Genomic DNA, 21,705 nt, shown 5'->3' with positions numbered 1-21,705 from the left:
GTCCTCAGAGCATGGCCCGGCGCATGTCGCCGAGCAGCTGTGCGAGATGGGCGGTGAAGCGCGCCGCCGCGGCACCGTCGATCACCCGGTGGTCATAGGACAGCGACAGCGGCAGCACCAGCCGCGGCTTGAACTTCTCGCCGTTCCAGACCGGCTGCATCGCCGACTTCGACACGCCCAGGATCGCCACTTCCGGCGCATTGACGATCGGCGTGAAGCTGGTGCCGCCGATGCCGCCGAGCGAACTGATCGAGAAGCAGCCGCCGGACATGTCGGCCGGGCCGAGCTTGCCTTCGCGCGCCTTCTTCGCCAGCGCGGCGGTTTCCTGCGCGATCTCGTTGATGCCCTTGCGATCGACGTCGCGCACCACCGGAACCACCAGGCCGTTGGGCGTGTCGGCGGCGAAACCGATGTGGAAGTACTTCTTGAGGATGAGCGTCTCGCCCGAGGCGTCGAGCGAGGCGTTGAACTGCGGGTACTTCTGCAGCGCCGCGACCACCGCCTTCATGATGAAGGCGAGCATGGTGAGCTTGATCCCCGCCTTCTCGTTCTCCTTGTTCAGCGCGACGCGCAGCGCTTCGAGGTCGGTGATGTCGGCGTCGTCGTGCTGGGTGACGTGCGGAATCATCGCCCAGTTGCGCGCCAGGTTGGCGCCGCTGATCTTCTGGATGCGGGTCAGCGGCTGCTCCTCCACCTCGCCGAACTTCGAGAAGTCCACCTTCGGCCACGGCAGCAGGTTGAGCCCGCCACCGGCCGCGACCGCGCCGCCCGCGGACACGCCGCCGGCCAGCGCCGACTTCACGAACTTCTGCACGTCCTCCTTCGTGATCCTGCCGCCGCGGGCGCTGCCGGACACCTGCTTAAGGTCGACGCCGAGCTCGCGCGCGAACAGGCGCACCGCGGGGCTGGCATAGGGCACCTTGTCGGGCATCACGGCGTCGGCATCGAGGACCCGCGGCGGAGCCGCGCGGTCCGGGCCGCCCGGGGGCTCGCGGTCGATCGAGGCCCTGGCGATGTTGTCGGGCTGCGCCGGCACGGACACCGGCTCCACCCGGGATCCGGTCTCGGCCGCGCGGGTGGTCGCCGCGGCGGCCTCGGGCTGGGCGCGCGGCGCGTCGCCGGACCCGGCCTTCGGTGGCGTCGTGGCCTCGGAGGCGGCCGGCGCGGAATCCGCGGCGGCATCGCCGGCCGGCTCGATCAGGGCCACCAGCCCGCCCTCGGACAGCGTGTCGCCCACCTTGACCTTGACCTCGCGCACCACGCCCGCGAACGGCGCCGGCACTTCCATCGTGGCCTTGTCGGATTCGAGCGTGATCAGGCTCTGGTCCTTGGCGACGGTGTCGCCGGCAGCGACCAGCACCTCGATCACCGGCACATCGTCGAAGCCTCCGATGTCGGGGACACGCGCTTCCTGGGGGCTGGCCATCGGGGGATCTCCACGGACGTTCGGGCGGACAGCTATTGTGGCCCCGCGCGATGCACGCGCCAACCTCGCCCCGGACGCCCTGCCGCGGCGCCGGGACGGCCGCAGCCCCGACACGCCGCGGCTGCCGGCGGGTCATGCCCGGTTCACCGCCGTCGACGCCGCGTGCGGCGTATGAACCGCGCGTGCAGAAGTTCCCCTGGATCCCGCCTCCGCGACAAGCGTGATTCATGCGCGCATCGATAGGGTGGCGGCGCCCCACTCCCCGGGGCCCATATGCAAGTAACGAGGAGATCCCCCATGTCCCGCATTGCCCCCATCACCAGGATCCTGGTCCCCGCGGCGCTGGCCCTGGCCATCGCGCCGTCGGCCTTCGCCCAGGACAACGCCCCCGAGAAGCGCGTCTCCGTGACCGCCGGCTATTCGCTGGTCGAGCCCACGCGCAACCCCGAGATCGCCGGCACCCGCACGCAGTTCGACGGCGAAGGCACGCCGACGCTGGGCGTCACCTACCACATCACCGACAACTGGGGCGTCGAAGCCTGGGCCGCCGACAGCTACGGCCAGCGCGTCAACACCGCCGCCGGCAAGGCGGGCAGCGTGGACGCGCAGCCCTATTCGCTGAGCGGCCAGTACCGTTTCGGCACCCAGGACAGCATCGTGCGTCCGTTCGTGGGCCTGGGCTACCACGAGACCAACTACGACAGCGAAACGCCGACGGCCGCCGGCCAGCGCGTGGGCGTGGAGACCGCCAAGGGCGCGGTGGCGACGGTCGGCATGGACGTCAACATCAGCCCGACCTGGTTCGCCCGCGCCGACGCGCGCTACTTCCAGGCCGATTCCGACGTGCACATCGGTGGCGAGAAGGCCGGCGACGCCAAGCTCGACCCGGTGATGGTGGGCGTGGGCATCGGCGCGCGCTTCTGATCCGGGCTGCGCCGCAGCGCGGCGCCAGCCATCGCCTGACCGGAGCGGGCCCCTTGCGGGCCCGCTTCCTTTTCCGGCATCCGCCGGCGCGCGCTAGGGGCCGGCGTCTTCGACGGGCGCGGGCCGTCCACGCACCACGCGCTCGCGGCGCATCAGGTACAGCCCGCTGACGACGATGATCGCGGCGCCCAGCCAGGTCATGCCGTCCGGCAGCACGCCCCACAGCACCACGTCGAGCAGCACCACCCAGACCAGGGCGGTGTATTCCAGCGGCGCGATCAGCGAGGCCTCTCCGAGCCGGAACGCATGCGTCAACGCCACCTGGCCAAGGGTGCCGGAGACCGCGACCCCGGCCAGCAGCCAGGCATCCGCCGCGCGCAGCGGAACCCACTCCGGCCAGGCCAGCAGGCCGGCACCCACGGCCACCATGCCGAGGAACCAGAACACCAGCGCCTGCGCGCTGTCGCGCTGCGCCAGCATGCGCACGGTCACCACCGACCCGGCGTAGCAGACGGTGCCGAACAGCACCAGCAGGCCGGGACGGGTCAGCACGCCCTCGCCGCCCGGGCGCAGCACCACCAGCACGCCGAGGATGCCGACCACGATCGCGGTCCAGCGCCGCGGGCCCACGTGCTCGCGCAGCAGCGGCACCGCCATCGCGGTCACCAGCAGCGGGCCGACGAAGCTGATGGCATAGGCGGTCGACATCGGCAGGTCGCGCAGGCCGCCCACGAAGCACGACAGGAACAGCACGCCAAGCACGCCGCGCAGCAGGTGCAGTGGCCAGTGCACGCGCAACAGCGGGCGCAGCCCCGTGGTCGCCAGCGCCCAGGCCAGCACCAGCGGCAGCCCCACCGCCCCGCGCAGCGCCGCGACCTGCATTGGCGGATAGTGCCCGGCGAGCTGCTTCATGCAGGCGTCCATCACGCACAGCACGGCGACCGCGAACAGCATCGCGACCACGCCACGGCGGTGGTCGCGCGCAGCATGGGCTTCGGCTGCCCCGTCGCCGGCCGGGCCCGGATTGAGCGGATCCATCGCGCCTCAGCCTCCGGAACGGGCCGCTGCTGCGGCGGCAAGGCGGATGGTCTTGTGCATGGGCGTCCGGAGGCTGGATGGATCAGGCGCCCATGATGCCTGACGCGGGGCCGCAGCCATCGGGTTGCGGTACCCTGAGCCTCCGTTTTCACAGCTGGAATGCGCGCCATGCCGTCCTTCGACATCGTGTCCGAAGTCGACACCCACGAACTCACCAACGCCGTCGACCAGGCCAACCGCGAGCTGTCCACGCGCTTCGATTTCAAGGGCGTTGACGCCGCCTTCGAGCGCGAGGACGCGGTGATCACCCAGCGCGCGCCCAGCGACTTCCAGCTGCAGCAGATGACCGACATCCTGCGCGCGCGGCTGGCGGCGCGGAAGATCGATACCCGCTGCCTGGAATTCGGCGACGTCGAGAGCAACGTCGCGGGCGCGCGGCAGAAAATCACGGTCAAGCAGGGCATCGGGCGCGAGCTGGCGAAGAAGATCCAGGGCGAGATCAAAGCCGCCAAGCTGAAGGTCGACAGCCAGGTCAACGGCGACAAGCTGCGCGTGACCGGCAAGAAGCGCGACGACCTGCAGGCGGTGATGGCGCTGCTGCGCGCGGGGGACTTCGAGCTGCCGCTGCAGTTCGACAATTTCCGCGACTGACCGCGCCTCGTTGTTTGTGGGAGCAGCCATGGCTGCGATCGCGGCCGCTCCCACAGGTCCGGGGCAACGCCCGAGGTGAACGCAATGGATCCGATCGAAGAAACACGCCGCTGGATGGAGCGCGCCGTCATCGGGCTCAACCTCTGTCCCTTCGCCAAGGCGGTGGTGAACAAGGGCCAGGTGCGGATGGTGCTGAGCGAGGCGCGTGACGAGGCGGCGCTGCTCGCGGAGCTGGGCGAGGAGCTGGTGCGCCTGCGCGATACGCCGGCTGCCGAGGTCGATACGACGCTGATCGTGCATCCGCAGGTGCTGGGCGACTTCCTCGATTACAACGATTTCCTCGACGCTGCCGATGCGCTGGTGGCGGAGCTCGGCCTCGAAGGCGTGCTGCAGGTGGCGAGTTTCCATCCGCAGTACCAGTTCGCCGACAGCGCTCCCGACGACATCGCGAACTTCACCAACCGCTCGCCGTGGCCGACGCTGCACCTGCTGCGCGAGGACAGCGTGTCGCGGGTGGTGGAGGCGTTTCCGGATCCGGACGCCATCGTCGAGCGCAACGTCGAGACCTTGCAGAAGCTGGGGCACGAGGGCTGGCGCGAGCTGCTCCAAGGGACGGATCCAGAGTAGAGGCGCCGGCTTCGGGTAGGGCGCGTGCCTCTCCGGGGGGAGCATGGACCGGCGAAGCAGCCATCCATGGCTGATTCGCCTTCCGCGCACGTCCTTGTGCGCTGTCCATGCTCCCCCCGGAGAGTCCCGCTTCCGCAAGTCCGGTGATCGCGGCTTCGGGGAGTTTGGCGTCCGCAAGTCCAGGCTTCACGTTGAGAGGAAGCCCCGGTGAGCCGTCACGAAACGGAGAAGGTGGCTCGCCGCCCGGGCGGCGGTGCGGCGGCTGTTGCTTCTCGCACGGAAGCGCGAAGACGGTGGTGCAGGAGCCGGATGGCGGGGGGAGTGCGGAGAGTGGGCCATGGATGGCCCACGCCCCCGCTTCCAGCCATGGATGGCTGGCGGCGGGGCGGAGCACTCCCCCCGCCAGCCGGATCCTGCGGCATGCAGTCAGGCAGTACTGCTTCTCAGGCGAAAAGCTGCGTGCGAGCGGACTCGTCGAGCATCCGCCACTCGCCCTCGGGCAGGTCGCCGAGCGACAGGCCGCCGACGCGGCTGCGGTGCAGGGCGGCGACGTGGTTGCCGACGGCGGCGAACATGCGGCGGACCTGGTGGTACCGGCCCTCGTGCAGGGTCAGCCGCGCCCGGGTGGGCGACACGACCTCGAGTTCCGCCGGCAGCAGCGGCGTCTTCTCGGATTCCAGCATCAGCGTGCCGCTGGCGAAGATGGCGGCCTCGTCGCCGCGCAGCGGTTCGGCCAGGGTCGCGTCGTAGACCTTGGGCAGCTTCGACTTCGGCGAGATGATCCGGTGCAGCAGCTGGCCGTCATCGGTCAGCAGCAGCAGGCCGCTGGTCTCGCGGTCCAGGCGGCCGACCGTGGACAGCGTCGGCGAACGGTGCGCGAAGCGCGGCGGCAGCAGGTCGTAGACCAGGCGGCCGCGGTCCTTCGTCGAGCAGGTGTAGCCGGCCGGCTTGTGCAGCATCAGCAGCAGGCCGGGCGGCGGATCCAGCGGCTCGCCGTCCACGTGCACGTCGTCCCACGCAGGCGCGTCGTCGGCGTAGAGCACCTCGCCGGCGGCGTCGGTGACGCGGCCCTCGCGGAACATCAGGGCGACCTGTTTGCGGCTGCCGTAGCCGAGGTTGGCAAGCGATTTGACCAGCTTCATCGCGCGGGGCGTCCGCTGCGTGCGGCCGCGGCCTTCACCGCTTCCACGACCTTGAAGCCGCCCTGCTGCGCCACCAGCCGCGCTTCGCCGAAGCCGGCGCCCAGCGCCTGTTCGTAGGGCAGGTGGCGGTTGGCGACCAGCCACAGGCGGCCGCCCGGCCGCAGCGCCGCAGCCGCGGCGGCGATGAAGGCGCGGCCGATGTCGGGGCGCTCGCGGCCGTCGGGGGCGTGGAACGGCGGGTTGGTGACCACGACGTCGTAGCGTCCGGGCACGCCGGCGGTCACGTCGTGCCAGTGGAATGCGAGCGTGGCGCGCGACGCGGCGCCGGCCAGGTTGTGGCGCGCCATCGCCAGCGCGCGCGCGTCGGCCTCGAAGGCGTCGAGCGCGACGATGCCGGGGCTGCGGTCGAGCAGTTCGGCGGACAGGTAGCCGTAGCCGGCGCCGAGGTCCGCGGCATGGCCGGCCAGGTCGGCCGGCAGATGGTGCGCGAGCAGGGCCGAGGCGGCGTCGATGCGGTCCCAGGCGAAGACGCCGGGGCGGCTCAGGAAGCGCCCCCCGGCCACCTGCCTGGGAGCGTCGAGCCCGCGCCACTGTGCGGCGAGCGCGGGATCGCCGCCCGGCTGGCCGGCACGCGCCCGGAACACGCGGCACTTGTGCTTGCTGCGCGTGGTCACCGGGCCGGCGATGCGGGCGAAGTCGGCTTCGGCGGTTTTCGCACCGGCGTCGTTGGCGACGCTGGCCACCACCATCGCGCCGGGCGCCGCGCGCGCCAGCGCTTCGGCGAACAGCGCCCGCGCCTCGTCGCGCTGGCGGGGTGGAAGCAGCAGCACCAGCGGCCGCCCGGCGTCGCCGCCGCCCGCGCCAGATGCCACCGCTTCATCGGCAACGGTGAATCCCGCGCGCGCCAGCGCCTCGGCGTCGGGCCTGAACGGGGCTTCGCAGTCCAGTCCCGGCCACTGGTCCACGGCGAGGGCCGCACCTGCGCGGGCGCGCAGGAACAGCGCGCCCGGCACTCGCGCCAGCTCGCCCTCGGCGAAGGGATGCATCAGCGCGTCGAGGGCGGGATCGCCATGCAGGGCCATCGTGGATCCGGTGCGGGAACAGGCCGTGATTGTAGTGCCGCCGCCGGCCTGCACGCCGCGAGAACGCCTGCTTCATCGCGAGCGAATGTGGGGTTTGCCAGCATCGGCCTCCCCCATGCAGCACAGAGGAACCGCCTATGCGCGCACTCTTCGTCGGCGGCCCCGTCGACAACAGCGAGCTCGACATCGAGGCCGACACGCCCCCCACCCACTATCCGCCCAACACCGGCGGCGGCCAGTCGCGCTACCGGCTGCAGCAGGTCGGACGCCGCGGCGACGAGGTCGTCTACGCGGTCTACGGCGCACCCGACAGCGCCGACGACGACGTGATCGCGATCGCCGACGAACGCGACTACGCGCGCCGCTTCGACGCCGAACCCGAGCGCGTCGGCGCCTGAGGCGCGCCCGGCCCCGCGCTCAGCCCTGCAGCTCGCGCAGGGTCACGGCCGGCGGCGCGTCCAGCACGCGCCGCGTGGCCCAGAGCCCGGCCACCAGCGCCGCCGCCATCCCGGCCAGCCCGCCCGCCACGGCCATGCCGATGTCGGGCGTCCACGGCAGGCCGAACACCCGCGTGGCCACCACGCCCGCCAGCAGGGTCGCCGCCACCGCGGCCACCAGGCCCGACAGCAGGCCGATCATCGCGAACTCCGAGGCCTGCGCCAGCCGCAGCTGCCGGCGGCTGGCGCCGAGCACGCGCATCACCCCGCCTTCGAGCAGGCGCTCGTCCTGGCTGGCGCTGATCGCCGCCAGCAGCACCAGCAGGCCCGCGGCCAGCGCGAACCAGAACACCACCTCCACCACCGTCGACACCTGGTCGGCGGTATTGCGCACCTGCGTGAGCACGGCATCGACGTCGATCACCGACACGTTCGGATAGCGCTGCACCAGTTCGCGCGTGAACGCGGTATCGCCCTGCGGCACGCTGACGGCGGTGATCCAGCTGGCCGGGTAACCGTCGAGCGCGCCCGGCGAGAACAGCACGAAGAAGTTCGGGCGGAAGCTTTCCCACTCGACCTCGCGCAGGCTGGTGACCCGGCCCTCGATGCGGCGCCCGGCGATGTCGAAGGCGACGCGGTCGCCCAGCGCCCAGCCGAGCGATTGCGCGAAGCCTTCCTCGACCGACAGCTCCACGCCATCGGCGCCATCGCTGCCCCAGAATTCGCCGGCGGTCACGCGGTTGTCGTCGCGCAGCTCGCGCGCAGTGGAGAGGTTGAACTCGCGGTCGGCGCGGCGCTGCGCACGGCGGGACTCCTCGTCGGCGCCATCGCCTTCGGCCGCGTAGTCGGCGCCGCTCACCGGCACGCCGTTGTGGGTGGCCAGGCGCCCGCGCACCATCGGATACAGCACCGGCGCCGCCAGGCCCTGCCCCGCCGCCACCGCGGCGACGCCGTCGATCTGGTCCTGCTGCACGTTGACGATGAAGCGGTTGGGCGCCTCCTCCGCCAGCGCCAGCTGCCAGCGCGCCAGCAGGTCGGTGCGCACGAAGGTCAGCAGCAGCAGCGCCATCAGCCCGAGCCCGAGCGCGGAGACCTGCGCGATGCTGGTGCCGGCGCGGCGGCTGACGTTGGCCAGCCCGTAGCGCGCGCTGCCGCGCAGGCGGGTGCGCAGGCGGCGCACGGCCAGGATCATCAGCCAGGCCAGCAGCGCCAGCGCGCCGAGGGTCAGCGCGATGCCGGCCAGCATCGCCAGCGCCAGCGCCGGCGAACCCGCCTGCCACCACAGCAGCGCACCGATGCCGGCGATGCCGGCGACGAGTACCAGCAGCGCGGCGGGTTCGGTGGGGTCGAGGTCGCGGCGCAGCACGCTCAGCGCCGGCACCCGGCGCAGCGCCAGCACCGGCGGCGCGGCGAAGGCCAGCAGTACCACCAGGCCCACGCCGTAGCCACCGAGCGCCGGCAGCACGCCCGCCGGCGGGATCGCGATGCCGAGCATGCCGGCCAGCCAGCCGCCGATCGCCCACTGCAGCGCCCAGGCGACGGCCACGCCCACGCTGCAGGCGAGCAGCCCCAGCATCAGCAGTTCGCCGACGTGGATCCCGGCCAGCGTGGCCTGGCTGGCGCCCAGGCAGCGCATCACCGCCGCGCCCTGCAGGTGGCGCGCGCTGTGCCGGCGCGCGGCCATCGCCACCGCGACCGCCGCCAGCACCACCGACACCAGCGCTGCGAGCCCGAGGAAGCGGCCCGCGCGGTCCAGCGCGGAGCGGATCTCGGGGCGCGCGTCGGCTGCGGTTTCCAGGCGCTGGCCGCGCGCGAGGTTGTCACGGGCGGTCGCGGTGAAGCGTTCCACCGCGCCCGCCTCGCCGGCCACCACCAGCCGGTAGCGGACGCGGCTGCCTTCCTGCACCAGGCCCGTGGCGGCGAGGTCGTCGGGATGGATGAAGACCTTGGGCGCGACGTTGAAGTAGTCCAGCGCGGCGTCGGGCTCCTGCACCACCAGCGCTTCCAGCCGGAGTTCCTGCGTGCCGATGCCGACGATGTCACCGACGCGCGCGCCCAGGGTGTCGGCGCCGCCGCGGCTCATCCACAGGGTGCCCGGCGCGGGCACGCCAGGGGCCGCGCGCTCGACGCCGTCGGCGCCGCTGATGCGGTATTCGCCGCGCAGCGGGAAGCCCTCGCCGATCGCGCGCAACTCGCCCAGCTTCAGCTGCGCATCGCTGCCGCGGCCCACCCGCACCATGGTGTCGAGCTCGACCGTGTCGGCCATGCGCAGGTCCGCGGCTTCGGCGGCCTCGCGCGCGGGTCCGCGGATCGGCGCGTCGCCGCGCAACACCGCGTCGCCGCCGAGCAGCCGGTTGGCCTCCAGCGCCAGCGCGCGCGCGGCGCGGTCGGTGACGAAGCCGACCGCGGTCACCGCCACGACCGCCAGCACCAGCGCGGCCAGCAGGATGCGCACGTCGCCCGAGGCCAGGTCGCGGCGCATCTGCCGCCAGGCCAGTCCGGCGAGCCTCATTCGGCGCGCCCGGAGTCCGCCACCAGCCGCCCGCCCTCGATGCGCAGCGTGCGCCGGCAGCGTGCGGCGAGGTGCTCGTCATGCGTGACCAGCACCAGCGTGGTGCCGGCGTCCTGGTTGAGCGCGAACAGCAGCTCGATGATCGCCTGCCCGGTCGCGGTGTCGAGGTTGCCCGTGGGCTCGTCGGCGAACATCAGCGAGGGGTCGGTGACGAAGGCGCGCGCCACCGCCACGCGCTGCTGCTCGCCGCCGGACAGCTGACGCGCATAGTGGCCCAGGCGTTCGCCGAGGCCGACGCGGGCCAGGATCGTGCGCGCCGGGCCTTCGGCGTCGGCGTCGCCGCGCAGCTCCAGCGGCAGCATCACGTTTTCCAGCGCGGTCAGCGACGGCAGCAGCTGGAAGTTCTGGAACACGAAGCCGACCTTCTCGGCACGCACGCGGGCGCGGCCGTCCTCGTCGAGCGTCGACAGCGGTGCGCCGTCGATCTCCACCGAGCCCGCCGTCGGCGCGTCCAGCCCGGCCAGCAGCGACAGCAGCGTGCTCTTGCCCGAGCCCGAAGGTCCGACGATGGCCACGCTTTCGCCACGCGCAATGGCGAAGGCCACGCCGTCGAGGATCACCAGCTCGCCGCCGGGCAGCTGCACGCGCTTGCCGAGTGCGGTGGCGGACAGCGCCGGCGCGGCGGGGGTTCGGGACGAGTCAGCCATGGGGTCCTTCATCGGGGCATGATGTCCGCCGCGGCGACCGGTGGGGCCGGTCGCGATCGATGGACGGAACGAGGAGTCGCGGGATGAGGTCAGGATACCGGGCGCCACGGCGCTGGCTGCAATGTGCCATTGGTGCAGGCCTGCTGCTGTCCGCGGCGGGCGCGCTGGCGCAGACCGCGGCCACCGCCGGGCCCGCGGCGACGGCGCATCAGGCCACGGCCCCGCGCACGGTGCTGGTGATGGGCGACTCGCTCTCGGCCGCCTACGGCCTGCGCGCGGACCAGGGCTGGGTGACGATGGTCGGCGAGCGCCTGGCCCGCGAACACCCCGGCTGGCAGGTGGTGAACGCCAGCATCAGCGGCGAGACCAGCGCCGGCGGCTCGGCGCGCGTGGTCGAAGAAGTGCTCCGGCACCGGCCCGGCGTGGTGGTGATCGCGCTCGGCGCCAACGACGCCCTGCGCGGCCTGCCGCTGCCCGAGCTGCGGCGCAACCTGGCGCGGATGATCGGCGCCTCGCGCCACGTCGGCGCGCGCGTGCTGCTGGTCGGCATGCGCATGCCGCCGAACCTGGGCCCCGACTACACCCGCGGCTTCGAGCAGACCTATCGCGACCTCGCCGCGTTCTTCGACGTCGAACTGCTGCCGTTCCTGCTCGAGCCGGTCGCGGCCGACCGCGGCAACTTCATGGACGACAACCTGCACCCCACCGCTGAAGCCCAGCCCGCCATCGCCGGCCACGTCTGGCCCGCGCTGGAGCCGCTGCTGCGCTGAGCACCACGCCCGGTCAGGGCGCGCGGCCGGAGAGCAGCGGCCAGGGGTCGATCGGCGTGCCCTCCCACCAGCGCTTTTCGGGGCCGAGCAGGAAGATCGCGAAGTGCAGGTGCGGTGCGGCGGGATCGGCGTTGCCGCTGCTGCCGACGTAGCCGATGACCTCGCCCTGGCGCAGCGTGGCACCTTCCTCGAGACCCGGCGCATAGCGCTCCAGGTGCGCGTAGTAGTACGCGTAGCGGCCCGTGGGCTCGAACTGGTAGATCGTCAGCCCGCCGCGGTCGCTGTCGAACAGCTTCTCCACGTGGCCATCGGCGACCGCCAGCACCGGCGTGCCGGCCGGCGCCATGATGTCGAGCGCCTCGTGCACGCGCCCCTCGCCGCGGTCGTCGTCGAACGTCGGCGCGAGCGACGACGGCGCGACGCCCTGCACCGGCACCACCAGGCCTGACGGCAGCGCGACTGCTGCCGGCGGCGCCGCGACGGCGGCCGGCCGGGCTTCGGGTGCGGGATCCGTGGCAGCGACCGGGGTGGCCGCATCGACGGCGCGGGTGCGGTCGACGCGGCTGTCTCGGGCATCGTCAACCTCCGACTGCACCGCTGCATCGCCCGCGCGCGCGTCCCGATCCGCTGCCGGCACAGGCGCCGCCACGGTGGGCGACACCTGCACGATGCGGCCGCGCTCGGCGCGCGGCATCGCCAGGTAGTACGCGGCGGCCGCCAGCAGCAGCCCCGCGAGCACGATGGCGACATGACGCACCGGCTACTCCTGCAGCACCGCCGGCATGCCCGGCTTCACCGCGTCGGCCAGCAGGGTGACGTGCCAGTTGGCGAGACGGATGCAGCCGTGCGAATCGGTCTTGCCGACCTTGCCCGGCTCGGGCGTGCCGTGGATGCCGTAGTGCTCCTTCGACAGGTCGACCCAGGCCACGCCGACCGGATTGTTCGGGCCCGGCGCAAGCGTGGCCTTGGCGTGCGAGGGATCGGCGTCCCAGAAGAGGTCCGGGTTGTAGTGGAAGGTCGGGTCGCGCGCGACGCCCTTGATGGTCCACTCGCCGATCGGCAGCGGATCGTGCTCGCTGCCGGTCGAGGCCGGGAACTGCGCCACCACCCGGTCATCGGCGGCCAGCAGCTGCACCACCGAATCCGACTTGTCGACGACCACGCGCGCGATCTCCGGCAGCGGCGCGGCCGTCGCCACGCCCGGCACCATGATGGTCGTGCCCGCCGCGGACAGGTCCTTGCCCGGATTGAGGCGCTGCAGCAGCGCAGGGCTGGCATGGAAGCGTTCGCCCAGCGCCTCGGCCGCGCTCTCGTAGCCGAGCGCCTCGAGTTCGGCCCGCTCCATCATCCCGTCAGGCAGTTTGCGGAACGGTCCGGCCACGTCGGCGGCGGTGATCGCGTACTCCACCAGCACCGGTGCCGCGTCCTCGCCCAGCGCCTGCCACGTGGGCGCGTCGAGCTCGCCATGCGGATCGAGGCCGCGGCTGCGCTGGAACGAGGCGATCGCGCGCCGCGTGTTCGTGCCGCCCTCGCCATCGATTTCGCCAGGCGAGAAGCGCGCGCGCTCCAGCAGCACCTGCGCCCGCAGCATCGCGTGTTCGCCGGTGGTGGACGCGGCGTCGTTGGCGGGATGCTCGGCGGCCTTCGCAGGAGCTTCCTTCTCCTGCGCAACGGACGGCAGGGCGATCGACAGCAGGGCGGACAGGGCGATGGCGAGCGGAGTGGCTGGTCGCATGGGCGGGACCTCGGATGTTCGGGTGGCCGCGATCCTGCGTGGACCTCGGACGATGCAGCGTGAAATTCCACGCTGCGCGCTGAACGCGACGGGACGCCGGTTATGGCGTCCATTGCGGCTGCGGGAACGGCGGCGCAGACTCGTGGGACGTCCGGAACGGAGGACATCCCCATGACACGCACGCGCCACTGGGCCACCGCGCTGATCTCCGCCGCATTGGCCGCGGCCTTCGTCGTGCCGGCGTTCGCTGCGCGGGTCACGGATCCCGAGCTCCCGCGCAGCCTCGACGCCGACGGGCCGGTGACGGTGTCGTGGACCGACCCCCACGCGTTCAGCGAGATCCGCTACAGCCGCAACCGCTTCGAAGCCGAGCGCGGCGACTGGGTGCGTGGCATCGCGCGCCATCTCGCCAAGCGCGCGGCAGGCGCGCTCGGTCCCGGAGAGCGCCTTGACGTCGTGATCACCGACATCGAACTCGCCGGCGACTTCGAGCCCGGTGCGGGCCGCAGCGACGGGGTGCGGATCGTCCGCGACATCTACCCGCCGCGCATCGACCTGTCGTACACGCTGTACGACGCATCGGGCGACGTGGCCGACTCGGGCGAGCGCAGCCTGCGCGACATCGGCTTCCTGCACCGCCAGGCGGGCACGGTGGGCAGCGGCGATCCGCTGCGCCACGAGAAACGCCTGGTCGATGCCTGGGTGCGCGACGAGCTCGCACGCCGGACACGCTGAGCGGATGGCGGTCTACGTCGACGATGCGGTCACGCTGTGGCGCGGCCACCGCTGGGCGCACCTGATGGCCGACACCCTGGACGAGCTGCACGCCTTCGCCGCCGCGCTGGGCATGCCGCGCCACGCCTTCCAGACCGCACCAGCGGTGCCCACTACGACGTGACCGCGGAGCTGCGGGCGCGCGCGATCGAGCTGGGCGCGGTGCCGATCTCGCGCCACCGCGACCGGGCGCAGATGCGCGCGGTGATCGCCAACGCCCGCCGCCAGGGACGCCGCGAAGCGCCGTGACGTGCGCCTGCGGTGCAGGGGCGATAATGCACGCGGAACCACGCAGGAGATCCGCATGACCGCCTTCGACCTCAGTCCTCCCGACGATGCGCGGCGCCGCCAGCTCGTCGAGGCGCTCGACGAGGACGCGCGCCGCGTGCTGCTTGCCCACGGCACCGAAGCGCCGTTCTGCGGCGCCTTCCTCGACAACCGGCGCGAGGGCACCTACACCTGCGGGCTCTGCGGCCTGCCGCTGTTCCGCTCCAGCGCGAAGTTCGACTCCGGCACCGGCTGGCCCAGCTTCTTCGCGCCGCTCGATCCCGCCCATATCCGCTACGTGCGCGACCTCAGCCACGGCATGGTGCGCATCGAGGAGACCTGCGCGCGCTGCGGCAGCCACCTCGGCCACGTCTTCCCCGACGGCCCGCCGCCCACCGGCGAGCGCCACTGCCTGAACTCGGTCGCGCTCGGCTTCGTCGCCGATGGCGAGCCCCTGCCCGACCTGCTGGGCCGCGGCGCCCCCGAAGGCAAGCCGCTGGCCTGAGGCTGCAGCGCGCGCGGCAGCCAAGTATCCTCTTGCGCCGCGCCCGCCCGCGCCTGGCGCCGCGCACGACCGCATGGAACCCGACATGACGCAGACCCCGCCCGACCGCCTCAGCAACGACCCCCGAAGCCCGCACTACGACGAAGCCACGCTGGCGCGCGGCATCGGCATCCGCTTCAACGGCGAGGAACGCACCAACGTCGAGGAGTACTGCGTGAGCGAGGGCTGGATCCGCGTGGCCGTCGGCCGCGCACTCGACCGTCGCGGCAACCCGATGACGATGAAGGTCAACGGCCGCGTCGAGCCCTGGTTCCGCGACGCGGAATGAACGCGGGGCACCACCGGGCGCCCCGCATCCGTTACACATTGTCGGCGGCCGGGCTCAGTCGCGGTCCTTGCCGACGACCTTGCCCGTGTCGGGATCAAGCGTGAGCTTCAGCTCGCGCCCGTTCGCATCGTCCGCCTCCGCGGTCCACATGCCGTCGTCGAACTTCACATCGTGGATGTTCGAGTAGCCGGCGGTGCTGAGCTTCGCACGCACGTCGGCCTCGGCGAGCTGCGCCACTGCGTCCTCGGGATAGACCTTGCCGGAGGCCGGGTCGATGCGCAGCTCGACGCGCTGGCCGTCGGCGCTGCGCGCGTCCGCCTTCCACACGCCGTCGTCGAACTCGACGTCGTTGACATTGGTATAGCCCTGCGACTCGAGCGATGCGCGGACCTGCGGCGCGGTCATCGCGTCGCCGGCCTGCTGCGCGGCTGCACCGCCGGCGGCGGCGATCGAAACGGCCAGTGCGAGCGCCTGGATGGTGAAGTGCGCCTGCTCACGCCGCGTCGATGCTGCCGGCGGTATGAATCGCCTTCCCCCCGGAACATAGCGAGTACACCGATGACCAGTCTCCGCATTCAGAACGGCACGCTGATGGCCACCGCTCTCTCGCTGCTGCTGGCGGGCGGCCACGCGATCGCCAATGACGACCCCAAGACCCATGCCGGCCACGTCGCCGGGGACTCCGACCAGCCCGTCGGCGACACCTGGATCACGACCAAGGTCAAGACCAGCCTGCTCGCGGACGAGGATGTCGCCGGCCTCGAAATCGACGTCGAAACCGTCAATGGGGTGGTGACGCTGCGCGGCGACGTTGCCAGCCAGGCGCAGGTGGACGAGGCCAGGCGCATTGCCGCCGGTATCGAAGGCGTCACGGACGTCGACGCCAGCGGGCTGACGGTCGACGCGACCGAGTAGCTGGCCGATCGCGCGCCCACGTGGGCGCCCGGACGAAAACACCGGCCTCGCGCCGGTGTTTTTTTGTCGCCGATGCGTGCCCGGCAGGAACGGATGGGAGTTGTTACGCAGGCCTGCGCGCGGTTTGCACGCGGCGCGAACCTCGAGCGCGCAATAGTCGCCACTCTTCCCCCCAAACCACGCAGGAGTACAGGCATGAACGATCGCCGAGACACGAATCCCGATGCCAATCGCGACCCGATTACCGGCGCGCCCGGATCGCACCCCCTCGGCGTGGCCGCGGGCGGGACCGCGGGTGCGATCGCCGGCGCCGCGGTCGGCAGCATCTTCGGACCGATCGGCACCCTTGTGGGTGGAGGCATCGGCGCAGTGGGCGGCGCGGCCGGCGGCAAGGCCCTGGCCGAACGCGTGGATCCCACGGCCGAGGTCGAGTACTGGCGCGAAGGCGCCGTGTCGCGTGACTACTACCAGGCCGACCGCGACTTCGACCGCGACTACGCCCCCGCCTATCGCATGGGCACCGAGTACCGCAACGAAGCCGGTGCCCGCGACTGGAGCGAGGCCGAGCCGCAGCTGAAGCAGCGCTGGGAGCAGTCCCGTGCCGAATCCAGCCTGGACTGGGACTCCGCACGCCCCGCGGTCCGCGATGCCTACGACCGCACCCAGCGGACCTACGGTGCGTACGAGGACACCGACCGGCACTACGAGCAGAACTACAACAAGACCGACTACTACAGCCAGGACCACGGCTTCGACGACTACCGCCCGGCCTACCGCTACGGCACGCAGGCGCGCGCGTCGCGACCTGAAGCCGCTTGGTCGCCGCAGACGGAGTCCGAACTGGAGCGCGGCTGGGAGCAGGCCCGCGGAGAATCGAAGCTCGGCTGGGCCCAGGCCAAGGGTGCGGTGAAGGATGCCTGGCACCGCGTCGAGAACCGGCTCCCGGGCGATGCCGACGGTGACGGCCGCTGATCTCGCAGTTCCACCACCGGATGAAGGGGCTCCCATCGGGAGCCCCTTTTTTCTGCGCACCGATGCATCCCCGTTGCGTGGCGCGGGCCCACCGGACCAGGGCGTAAAATGAGCGTTTGAATCGTCCCGTGGAGATCCGAGCCGTGTCCGAACGCATCCGCCATCCCTTGTTCCGGGACCGCATCACCTCGGCAGCGGAGGCCGCGGCCGCCATCCGCCCGGGCATGACGGTCGCGATGAGCGGATTCACCGGCGCGGGGTACCCGAAGGCGGTGCCGCAGGCGCTGGCCGCCCGCGTCGAGCAGGTCAACGCCGCCGGCGAGCGCTTCCGCATCAAGGTCCTCACCGGCGCGTCCACCGCGCCCGAACTCGACGGCGCGCTGGCCAAGGTGGAGGGCATGGAGCTGCGCCTGCCCTACCAGTCCGACCCGGCGGTGCGCGAGCGCATCAACGCCGGCACGCTCGACTACATCGACATCCACCTCAGCCACGTCGCCCAGCACGCCTGGTTCGGCTTCTTCGGAAAGATCGACGTGGCGGTGGTGGAGGTGGCCGGCATCCGCGAGGACGGCAGCCTCGTGCCCTCGTCCTCGGTCGGCAACAACAAGACCTGGCTGGAGCAGGCCGACAAGGTGATCCTCGAGGTCAACTCGTGGCAGCCCGCCGCGCTGGACGGCATGCACGACGTCTACTACGGCACCGCGCTGCCGCCGCATCGCAAGCCGATCCTGCTGGAGCATCCCGACGACCGCATCGGCGAACCCTCGCTGCGCGTTGATCCTGACAAGGTCGTCGCCGTGGTCGAAACCCACGCGCCCGACCGCAATTCCGCCTTCAGCGCGCCCGACGAAGCCTCGCGGCGGATCGCCGGCCACCTGCTCGACTTCCTTTCGCACGAGATCGATCGCGGCCGCCTCACCCGCGACCTGCTGCCGCTGCAGTCGGGCGTGGGCAACATCGCCAACGCGGTGCTCGGCGGGCTCGCCGAGGGCGGCTACCAGGGGCTCACCGCGTACACCGAGGTCATCCAGGACGGGATGCTCGAGCTGCTGAAGAACGGCACGCTGCGCATGGCCTCGGCGACCTCGTTCTCGCTCAGCCCGGCGGGCATCGCGGAATTCAACGCCAACGTCGACTTCTACCGCAGCCGCATCCTGCTGCGGCCGCAGGAGATCTCGAACCATCCGGAAGTGATCCGCCGCCTGGGCTGCATCGCCATGAACGGGATGATCGAGGCCGACATCTACGGCAACGTCAATTCCACCCACATCGCCGGCAGCCGGATCATGAACGGCATCGGCGGCTCGGGCGACTTCGCGCGCAACGGCTACCTGTCTGTGTTCATGTCGCCCAGTACCGCCAACGGCGGCCAGGTGTCGGGCATCGTGCCGATGGTGAGCCACGTCGACCACACCGAGCACGACACCATGGTGCTGGTGACCGAACAGGGCCTGGCCGACCTGCGCGGCCTGGCGCCGCGCCAGCGAGCGAAACGCGTCATCGAGACCTGCGCCCACCCCGATTTCCGCCCGATGCTGCAGGACTACTTCGACCGCGCCTGCCGCGACGGCCACGGCATGCATACGCCGCACCTGCTGGGCGAGGCGCTGTCGTGGCACCAGCGCATGGTCGAGACCGGCAGCATGCGGGCGGCCGCGGCGGGCTGATCGCGCGCGCGTAGCGGCTCAGTCGTCCGGTCGCTCGCCGTAGCGCAGCCAGAGGGCGGCCGCGCGCTCTTCGGTGAACACGCGGGCCTCGAACCCGCGCTGGCGCGCGGACAGCTCGCAGTACTCGACGGCGTCGAGCCCGTTGGGCTTCACGTGCGCGATGCGCACCGCTTCCAGGCCCTTGCCCACCAGCATGTCCACCAGCTGCTGCCATTCCGCCTCGCCCAGCGCGGGCCCGCGCAGCTCGTCGACGAGCAGGATGTAGTCCGGGCGGTCGCGGAGGGATTCCTCCACGATCGCGCGCCAGTAGGCGATGGTCGCGTCCAGGGACGCTACCCCGCGCACGGCCACGCGCAAGGTGCGGGCCTCCCGCGACATCGTGATGCTGGGCTGGTCCATGCTCGCCTCCGTGTCCCGGGCCGCGACCTGTTCCACGCGGGGAGCGCCGGGGAACGGCCGTCCCCCGGCGCACCGCGATCAGGCATGCAGCGGATTGGGCCTGTCGGTGTCGATCCTGTAGAGCTTCAGCGCCCGCGCCGCGTCCTTGGCGGTCATGCTGCCGTCCTTCGCCAGCGCGTCGATGGCGGCGTGGGCGATGTGGAAGCGGTCGACCTCGAAGTGGCGGCGCAGGTTGGCACGCGTGTCCGAGCGGCCGAAGCCGTCGGTGCCCAGCACGGTGTAGGTCATCGGCACGAAGGCGCGGACCTGGTCGGCGAAGGCGCGCACGTAGTCGGTGGCGGCGATCGCCGGGCCCTGGCGGCCCTCCAGCAGCTCGGTGATGTAGGCCTTGCGCGGCGTCTTCGCCTCGGGGTTGTGGCGGTTCCAGCGTTCGACGTCGTAACCATCGCGGCGCAGCTCGGTGAAGCTCGGGCAGGACCAGATGTCGGCGGTGACGCCGAAGTCCTTGTCCAGGAGCTCCGCCGCGGCGATCGCCTCGCGCAGGATCGTGCCCGAGCCCATCAGCTGCACGCGCAGCTCGCCCTTCTTCGGCTTGCCGGCGTCCTTCAGCAGGTACATGCCGCGGATCACGCCCTCGGCCGCGCCCTCGGGCAGCGCCGGGTGCGGGTAGTTCTCGTTCATCAGCGTCAGGTACCAGTACTCGTCCTGCTGCTCGTCGAGCATGCGGCGCATGCCCTCCTGCACGATCACCGCCACTTCGCCGGCGAAGGTCGGGTCGTAGGCGCGGCAGTTGGGAATGGCGCCGGCGAGCAGGTGGCTGTGGCCGTCCTCGTGCTGCAGGCCCTCGCCGTTGAGCGTGGTGCGGCCGGCGGTGGCGCCGAGCAGGAAGCCGCGCGCGCGCATGTCCGCCGCCTGCCAGGCGGCGTCGCCGACGCGCTGGAAGCCGAACATCGAGTAGTAGATGTAGAACGGCAGCATCGGCAGGTCGTTGGTGCTGTAGCTGGTGGCGGCCGCCATCCAGCTCGCGAACGCGCCGGCTTCGGAAATGCCTTCCTGCAGCACCTGGCCGGCCTCGTCCTCGCGGTAGTACATCAGCTGGTCGCGGTCGACCGGCTTGTACTTCTGGCCGTGCGGGGCATAGATGCCGATCTGGCGGAACAGGCCCTCCATGCCGAAGGTGCGCGCCTCGTCGCAGACGATCGGCACCACGCGCGGACCGACCTGCTTGTCGCGCAGCGTGATGCCCAGCGACTGGACGAAGGCCATGGTGGTGCTGATCTCGCGCTCGCCGGTGTCCTTGAGCAGGCGGTCGAACACCTCCAGCTTCGGCGCGGCGAGCGTCTCGGTGCTCTTGCGGCGCCGCTGCGGCAGGAAGCCGCCGAGCGCCGCGCGGCGCTCCTTCATGTACTCGATTTCCTCGGACTTCTCGCCCGGGTGGTAGAACGGCACGGCGCCGTCCTTCAGCTGCTCGTCGTCCAGCGGGATCCTGAAGCGGTCACGGAAGGCGCGCACGGCCTCGTCGTCGAGCTTCTTGGTCTGGTGGGTCGGGTTCAGCGCCTCGCCGGCCGAGCCCATGCCGTAGCCCTTGACCGTCTTGGCCAGGATCACGGTCGGCTGCCCCTTGGTCTCGACCGCGTTCATGTAGGCCGCGTAGACCTTGTGCGGGTCGTGGCCGCCGCGGTTGAGGCGCCAGATGTCGTCGTCGGACAGGCTGGCCACCATGGCCGCCGTCTCCGGGTACTTGCCGAAGAAGTTGTCGCGCGTGTACTTGCCGCCGAAGGCCTTGCAGTTCTGGTACTCGCCGTCGACGGTTTCCATCATCAGCTTGCGCAGGATGCCGTCCTTGTCGCGGGCCAGCAGCGGATCCCAGTAGCTGCCCCAGATGGTCTTGACCACGTTCCAGCCGGCGCCGCGGAAGCTGCCCTCCAGCTCCTGGATGATCTTGCCGTTGCCGCGCACCGGGCCGTCCAGGCGCTGCAGGTTGCAGTTGATCACGAACACCAGGTTGTCCAGGCCCTCGCGCCCGGCGACCGAGATCGCGCCCAGGCTCTCCGGCTCGTCGGTCTCGCCGTCGCCGAGGAAGCACCAGACCTTGCGGTCGGACTTCGGCATCAGGCCGCGGGCCTCGAGGTACTTCCAGTGGCGCGCCTGGTAGATCGCGGCGATCGGGCCCAGGCCCATCGACACCGTCGGCGTCTGCCAGTAGTCCGGCATCAGCCAGGGATGCGGGTAGGACGGGATGCCGCGGCCGTCGACCTCCATGCGCAGGTGGTCGATCTGGGATTCGGTCAGGCGGCCTTCCAGGAAGGAGCGGGCGTAGATGCCCGGCGAGGAGTGGCCCTGGATGTAGAGCAGGTCGCCCGGATGGTCGTCCGACGGCGCGCGCCAGAAGTGGTTGAAGCCGACGTCATAGAGCGTGGCGGAGCTTGCGAAGCTCGCGATGTGGCCGCCGAGGTCGCCCGGCTTGCGGTTGGCGCGCACCACCATCGCCATCGCGTTCCAGCGGATGATCGAGCGGATCTTCCACTCCATCGTCTGGTCACCCGGGATCTTGGGCTCCAGGTGCGGGGGAATGGTGTTGATGTACTCGGTGGTCGGCGCGAACGGCAGGTGGGCGCCGGCGCGGCGCGTCAGCTCGACCATGCCTTCCAGCAGCTGGTGCGCCCGCTCCGGCCCATCGGCGTCGATGACCGCCTTCAGGGACTCCATCCATTCCCGGGACTCGACCGGGTCGGGATCGTTGTTCAGGACGTCGTTCAGCCAGTTGCTCATGCTCTGCTCCGCAACGGCGCACCGGCCGTGTCGTTCGTGAGGTCGGGAACCCCCG

The 21,705-nt window shown here is 71.7% G+C and carries 22 protein-coding genes and 1 pseudogene; 12 read left to right on the top strand and 11 right to left on the bottom strand.

Annotation, left to right across the window (positions count from 1 at the left end):
* Positions 1-4 precede the first annotated feature (4 nt).
* Complete coding sequence (locus IE168_RS09385) at positions 5-1,426, bottom strand: dihydrolipoyllysine-residue acetyltransferase (RefSeq protein WP_189497588.1); 1,422 nt, start codon at positions 1,424-1,426, stop codon at positions 5-7.
* Positions 1,427-1,723: 297 nt separating this feature from the next.
* On the opposite strand from IE168_RS09385, the gene IE168_RS09380 reads away from it, so the two are divergent.
* Entirely contained in the window at positions 1,724-2,350 is a 627-nt protein-coding gene (locus IE168_RS09380; protein ID WP_386659620.1) for an OmpW/AlkL family protein, read from the top strand.
* A gap of 93 nt (positions 2,351-2,443) precedes the next feature.
* Here IE168_RS09380 and IE168_RS09375 read toward each other — a convergent pair whose 3' ends face one another.
* Positions 2,444-3,388, bottom strand: a complete 945-nt coding sequence (locus tag IE168_RS09375; RefSeq protein WP_268245209.1) for a DMT family transporter — start codon at positions 3,386-3,388, stop codon at positions 2,444-2,446.
* A 168-nt stretch (positions 3,389-3,556) separates the two neighbouring features.
* On the opposite strand from IE168_RS09375, the gene IE168_RS09370 reads away from it, so the two are divergent.
* Positions 3,557-4,039, top strand: a complete 483-nt coding sequence (locus tag IE168_RS09370) for a YajQ family cyclic di-GMP-binding protein (RefSeq protein ID WP_189497586.1) — start codon at positions 3,557-3,559, stop codon at positions 4,037-4,039.
* A gap of 84 nt (positions 4,040-4,123) precedes the next feature.
* The gene (locus tag IE168_RS09365) at positions 4,124-4,666 is read left to right on the top strand and encodes a DUF1415 domain-containing protein (protein ID WP_189497584.1); all 543 of its coding nucleotides are present in this window, start codon (positions 4,124-4,126) and stop codon (positions 4,664-4,666) included.
* A 443-nt stretch (positions 4,667-5,109) separates the two neighbouring features.
* Here the strand turns inward: IE168_RS09365 and IE168_RS09360 are convergent, their stop codons facing one another.
* The gene (locus IE168_RS09360; protein WP_189497582.1) at positions 5,110-5,808 is read right to left on the bottom strand and encodes a pseudouridine synthase; all 699 of its coding nucleotides are present in this window, start codon (positions 5,806-5,808) and stop codon (positions 5,110-5,112) included.
* Positions 5,805-6,890: a class I SAM-dependent methyltransferase gene (locus IE168_RS09355; protein WP_189497580.1), complete on the bottom strand. Its 1,086-nt coding sequence runs from the start codon at positions 6,888-6,890 to the stop codon at positions 5,805-5,807. Before IE168_RS09355 ends, IE168_RS09360 begins: the two co-directional genes overlap by 4 nt.
* 137 nt (positions 6,891-7,027) lie before the next feature.
* Here IE168_RS09355 and IE168_RS09350 point away from each other — a divergent pair, with 137 nt between their 5' ends.
* Positions 7,028-7,288: a hypothetical protein gene (locus IE168_RS09350; protein ID WP_189497578.1), complete on the top strand. Its 261-nt coding sequence runs from the start codon at positions 7,028-7,030 to the stop codon at positions 7,286-7,288.
* A gap of 19 nt (positions 7,289-7,307) precedes the next feature.
* Here IE168_RS09350 and IE168_RS09345 read toward each other — a convergent pair whose 3' ends face one another.
* Positions 7,308-9,839 (bottom strand): ABC transporter permease, encoded by a 2,532-nt coding sequence (locus tag IE168_RS09345; protein ID WP_189497575.1) that lies wholly within the window; start codon positions 9,837-9,839, stop codon positions 7,308-7,310.
* Positions 9,836-10,546, bottom strand: a complete 711-nt coding sequence (locus IE168_RS09340) for an ABC transporter ATP-binding protein (RefSeq protein ID WP_189497573.1) — start codon at positions 10,544-10,546, stop codon at positions 9,836-9,838. Before IE168_RS09340 ends, IE168_RS09345 begins: the two co-directional genes overlap by 4 nt.
* Positions 10,547-10,629: 83 nt before the next feature.
* Here IE168_RS09340 and IE168_RS09335 point away from each other — a divergent pair, with 83 nt between their 5' ends.
* Positions 10,630-11,316: an arylesterase gene (locus IE168_RS09335; RefSeq protein WP_189497571.1), complete on the top strand. Its 687-nt coding sequence runs from the start codon at positions 10,630-10,632 to the stop codon at positions 11,314-11,316.
* 13 nt (positions 11,317-11,329) lie between these two features.
* Here the strand turns inward: IE168_RS09335 and IE168_RS09330 are convergent, their stop codons facing one another.
* Together IE168_RS09330 and IE168_RS09325 are read right to left on the bottom strand one after the other, a co-directional pair.
* Positions 11,330-12,073: a M23 family metallopeptidase gene (locus IE168_RS09330; RefSeq protein ID WP_229823350.1), complete on the bottom strand. Its 744-nt coding sequence runs from the start codon at positions 12,071-12,073 to the stop codon at positions 11,330-11,332.
* A 3-nt stretch (positions 12,074-12,076) separates the two neighbouring features.
* Complete coding sequence (locus IE168_RS09325) at positions 12,077-13,051, bottom strand: L,D-transpeptidase family protein (RefSeq protein ID WP_189497569.1); 975 nt, start codon at positions 13,049-13,051, stop codon at positions 12,077-12,079.
* Between the two features lie 171 nt (positions 13,052-13,222).
* Between IE168_RS09325 and IE168_RS09320 the strand changes: the two genes are divergently transcribed.
* The 4 genes and pseudogenes from IE168_RS09320 (at position 13,223) to IE168_RS09305 (ending at position 14,925) form a co-directional block, all read left to right on the top strand.
* Positions 13,223-13,786, top strand: coding sequence for a DUF3016 domain-containing protein (locus IE168_RS09320; RefSeq protein ID WP_189497567.1), 564 nt, complete (start codon positions 13,223-13,225; stop codon positions 13,784-13,786).
* Positions 13,787-13,790: 4 nt separating this feature from the next.
* Positions 13,791-14,074: pseudogene (locus IE168_RS09315) on the top strand (DUF4031 domain-containing protein).
* A 55-nt stretch (positions 14,075-14,129) separates the two neighbouring features.
* Positions 14,130-14,597 carry a peptide-methionine (R)-S-oxide reductase MsrB gene (gene msrB / locus IE168_RS09310; RefSeq protein WP_189497564.1) on the top strand — a complete coding sequence of 156 codons (468 nt, stop codon included), beginning with the start codon at positions 14,130-14,132 and terminating at the stop codon, positions 14,595-14,597.
* Positions 14,598-14,682: 85 nt separating this feature from the next.
* A complete protein-coding gene (locus tag IE168_RS09305; protein WP_189497561.1) occupies positions 14,683-14,925 on the top strand; it encodes a DUF3297 family protein in 243 nt (80 codons plus the stop codon).
* Between the two features lie 54 nt (positions 14,926-14,979).
* Here the strand turns inward: IE168_RS09305 and IE168_RS09300 are convergent, their stop codons facing one another.
* On the bottom strand, positions 14,980-15,402 hold the full coding sequence (locus IE168_RS09300) for a PepSY domain-containing protein (RefSeq protein WP_268245211.1): 423 nt from the start codon (positions 15,400-15,402) through the stop codon (positions 14,980-14,982).
* Positions 15,403-15,483: 81 nt separating this feature from the next.
* Here IE168_RS09300 and IE168_RS09295 point away from each other — a divergent pair, with 81 nt between their 5' ends.
* From IE168_RS09295 to scpC, 3 genes are all read left to right on the top strand, one after another.
* Positions 15,484-15,840 (top strand): BON domain-containing protein, encoded by a 357-nt coding sequence (locus tag IE168_RS09295; RefSeq protein WP_189497555.1) that lies wholly within the window; start codon positions 15,484-15,486, stop codon positions 15,838-15,840.
* 195 nt (positions 15,841-16,035) lie between these two features.
* Entirely contained in the window at positions 16,036-16,812 is a 777-nt protein-coding gene (locus tag IE168_RS09290) for a hypothetical protein (protein WP_189497552.1), read from the top strand.
* Positions 16,813-16,955: 143 nt separating this feature from the next.
* Positions 16,956-18,479: a succinyl-CoA:acetate CoA-transferase ScpC gene (gene scpC / locus IE168_RS09285; RefSeq protein ID WP_189497549.1), complete on the top strand. Its 1,524-nt coding sequence runs from the start codon at positions 16,956-16,958 to the stop codon at positions 18,477-18,479.
* An 18-nt stretch (positions 18,480-18,497) separates the two neighbouring features.
* On the opposite strand, the gene IE168_RS09280 is transcribed toward scpC, so the two are convergent.
* Positions 18,498-18,878, bottom strand: a complete 381-nt coding sequence (locus IE168_RS09280) for a hypothetical protein (RefSeq protein ID WP_189497546.1) — start codon at positions 18,876-18,878, stop codon at positions 18,498-18,500.
* A 78-nt stretch (positions 18,879-18,956) separates the two neighbouring features.
* Entirely contained in the window at positions 18,957-21,650 is a 2,694-nt protein-coding gene (gene aceE / locus IE168_RS09275; RefSeq protein WP_189497544.1) for a pyruvate dehydrogenase (acetyl-transferring), homodimeric type, read from the bottom strand.
* Positions 21,651-21,705: the final 55 nt, after the last annotated feature.

The organism is Luteimonas padinae, assembly GCF_014652935.1.
GTDB classification, from domain to species: Bacteria; Pseudomonadota; Gammaproteobacteria; order Xanthomonadales; family Xanthomonadaceae; genus Luteimonas; species Luteimonas padinae.
The sequence above is the reverse complement of the archived record's forward strand: the minus strand, read 5'-3'. Positions and strand labels throughout refer to the sequence as shown.

Coding starts and splice junctions, on each gene's coding strand:
- IE168_RS09385 (WP_189497588.1), bottom strand. CDS start 1,426: ATGGCCAGCCCCCAGGAAGCGCGTGTCCCCGACATCGGAGGCTTCGAC.
- IE168_RS09380 (WP_386659620.1), top strand. CDS start 1,724: ATGTCCCGCATTGCCCCCATCACCAGGATCCTGGTCCCCGCGGCGCTG.
- IE168_RS09375 (WP_268245209.1), bottom strand. CDS start 3,388: ATGGATCCGCTCAATCCGGGCCCGGCCGGCGACGGGGCAGCCGAAGCC.
- IE168_RS09370 (WP_189497586.1), top strand. CDS start 3,557: ATGCCGTCCTTCGACATCGTGTCCGAAGTCGACACCCACGAACTCACC.
- IE168_RS09365 (WP_189497584.1), top strand. CDS start 4,124: ATGGATCCGATCGAAGAAACACGCCGCTGGATGGAGCGCGCCGTCATC.
- IE168_RS09360 (WP_189497582.1), bottom strand. CDS start 5,808: ATGAAGCTGGTCAAATCGCTTGCCAACCTCGGCTACGGCAGCCGCAAA.
- IE168_RS09355 (WP_189497580.1), bottom strand. CDS start 6,890: ATGGCCCTGCATGGCGATCCCGCCCTCGACGCGCTGATGCATCCCTTC.
- IE168_RS09350 (WP_189497578.1), top strand. CDS start 7,028: ATGCGCGCACTCTTCGTCGGCGGCCCCGTCGACAACAGCGAGCTCGAC.
- IE168_RS09345 (WP_189497575.1), bottom strand. CDS start 9,839: ATGAGGCTCGCCGGACTGGCCTGGCGGCAGATGCGCCGCGACCTGGCC.
- IE168_RS09340 (WP_189497573.1), bottom strand. CDS start 10,546: ATGGCTGACTCGTCCCGAACCCCCGCCGCGCCGGCGCTGTCCGCCACC.
- IE168_RS09335 (WP_189497571.1), top strand. CDS start 10,630: ATGAGGTCAGGATACCGGGCGCCACGGCGCTGGCTGCAATGTGCCATT.
- IE168_RS09325 (WP_189497569.1), bottom strand. CDS start 13,051: ATGCGACCAGCCACTCCGCTCGCCATCGCCCTGTCCGCCCTGCTGTCG.
- IE168_RS09320 (WP_189497567.1), top strand. CDS start 13,223: ATGACACGCACGCGCCACTGGGCCACCGCGCTGATCTCCGCCGCATTG.
- msrB (WP_189497564.1), top strand. CDS start 14,130: ATGACCGCCTTCGACCTCAGTCCTCCCGACGATGCGCGGCGCCGCCAG.
- IE168_RS09305 (WP_189497561.1), top strand. CDS start 14,683: ATGACGCAGACCCCGCCCGACCGCCTCAGCAACGACCCCCGAAGCCCG.
- IE168_RS09295 (WP_189497555.1), top strand. CDS start 15,484: ATGACCAGTCTCCGCATTCAGAACGGCACGCTGATGGCCACCGCTCTC.
- IE168_RS09290 (WP_189497552.1), top strand. CDS start 16,036: ATGAACGATCGCCGAGACACGAATCCCGATGCCAATCGCGACCCGATT.
- IE168_RS09280 (WP_189497546.1), bottom strand. CDS start 18,878: ATGGACCAGCCCAGCATCACGATGTCGCGGGAGGCCCGCACCTTGCGC.
- aceE (WP_189497544.1), bottom strand. CDS start 21,650: ATGAGCAACTGGCTGAACGACGTCCTGAACAACGATCCCGACCCGGTC.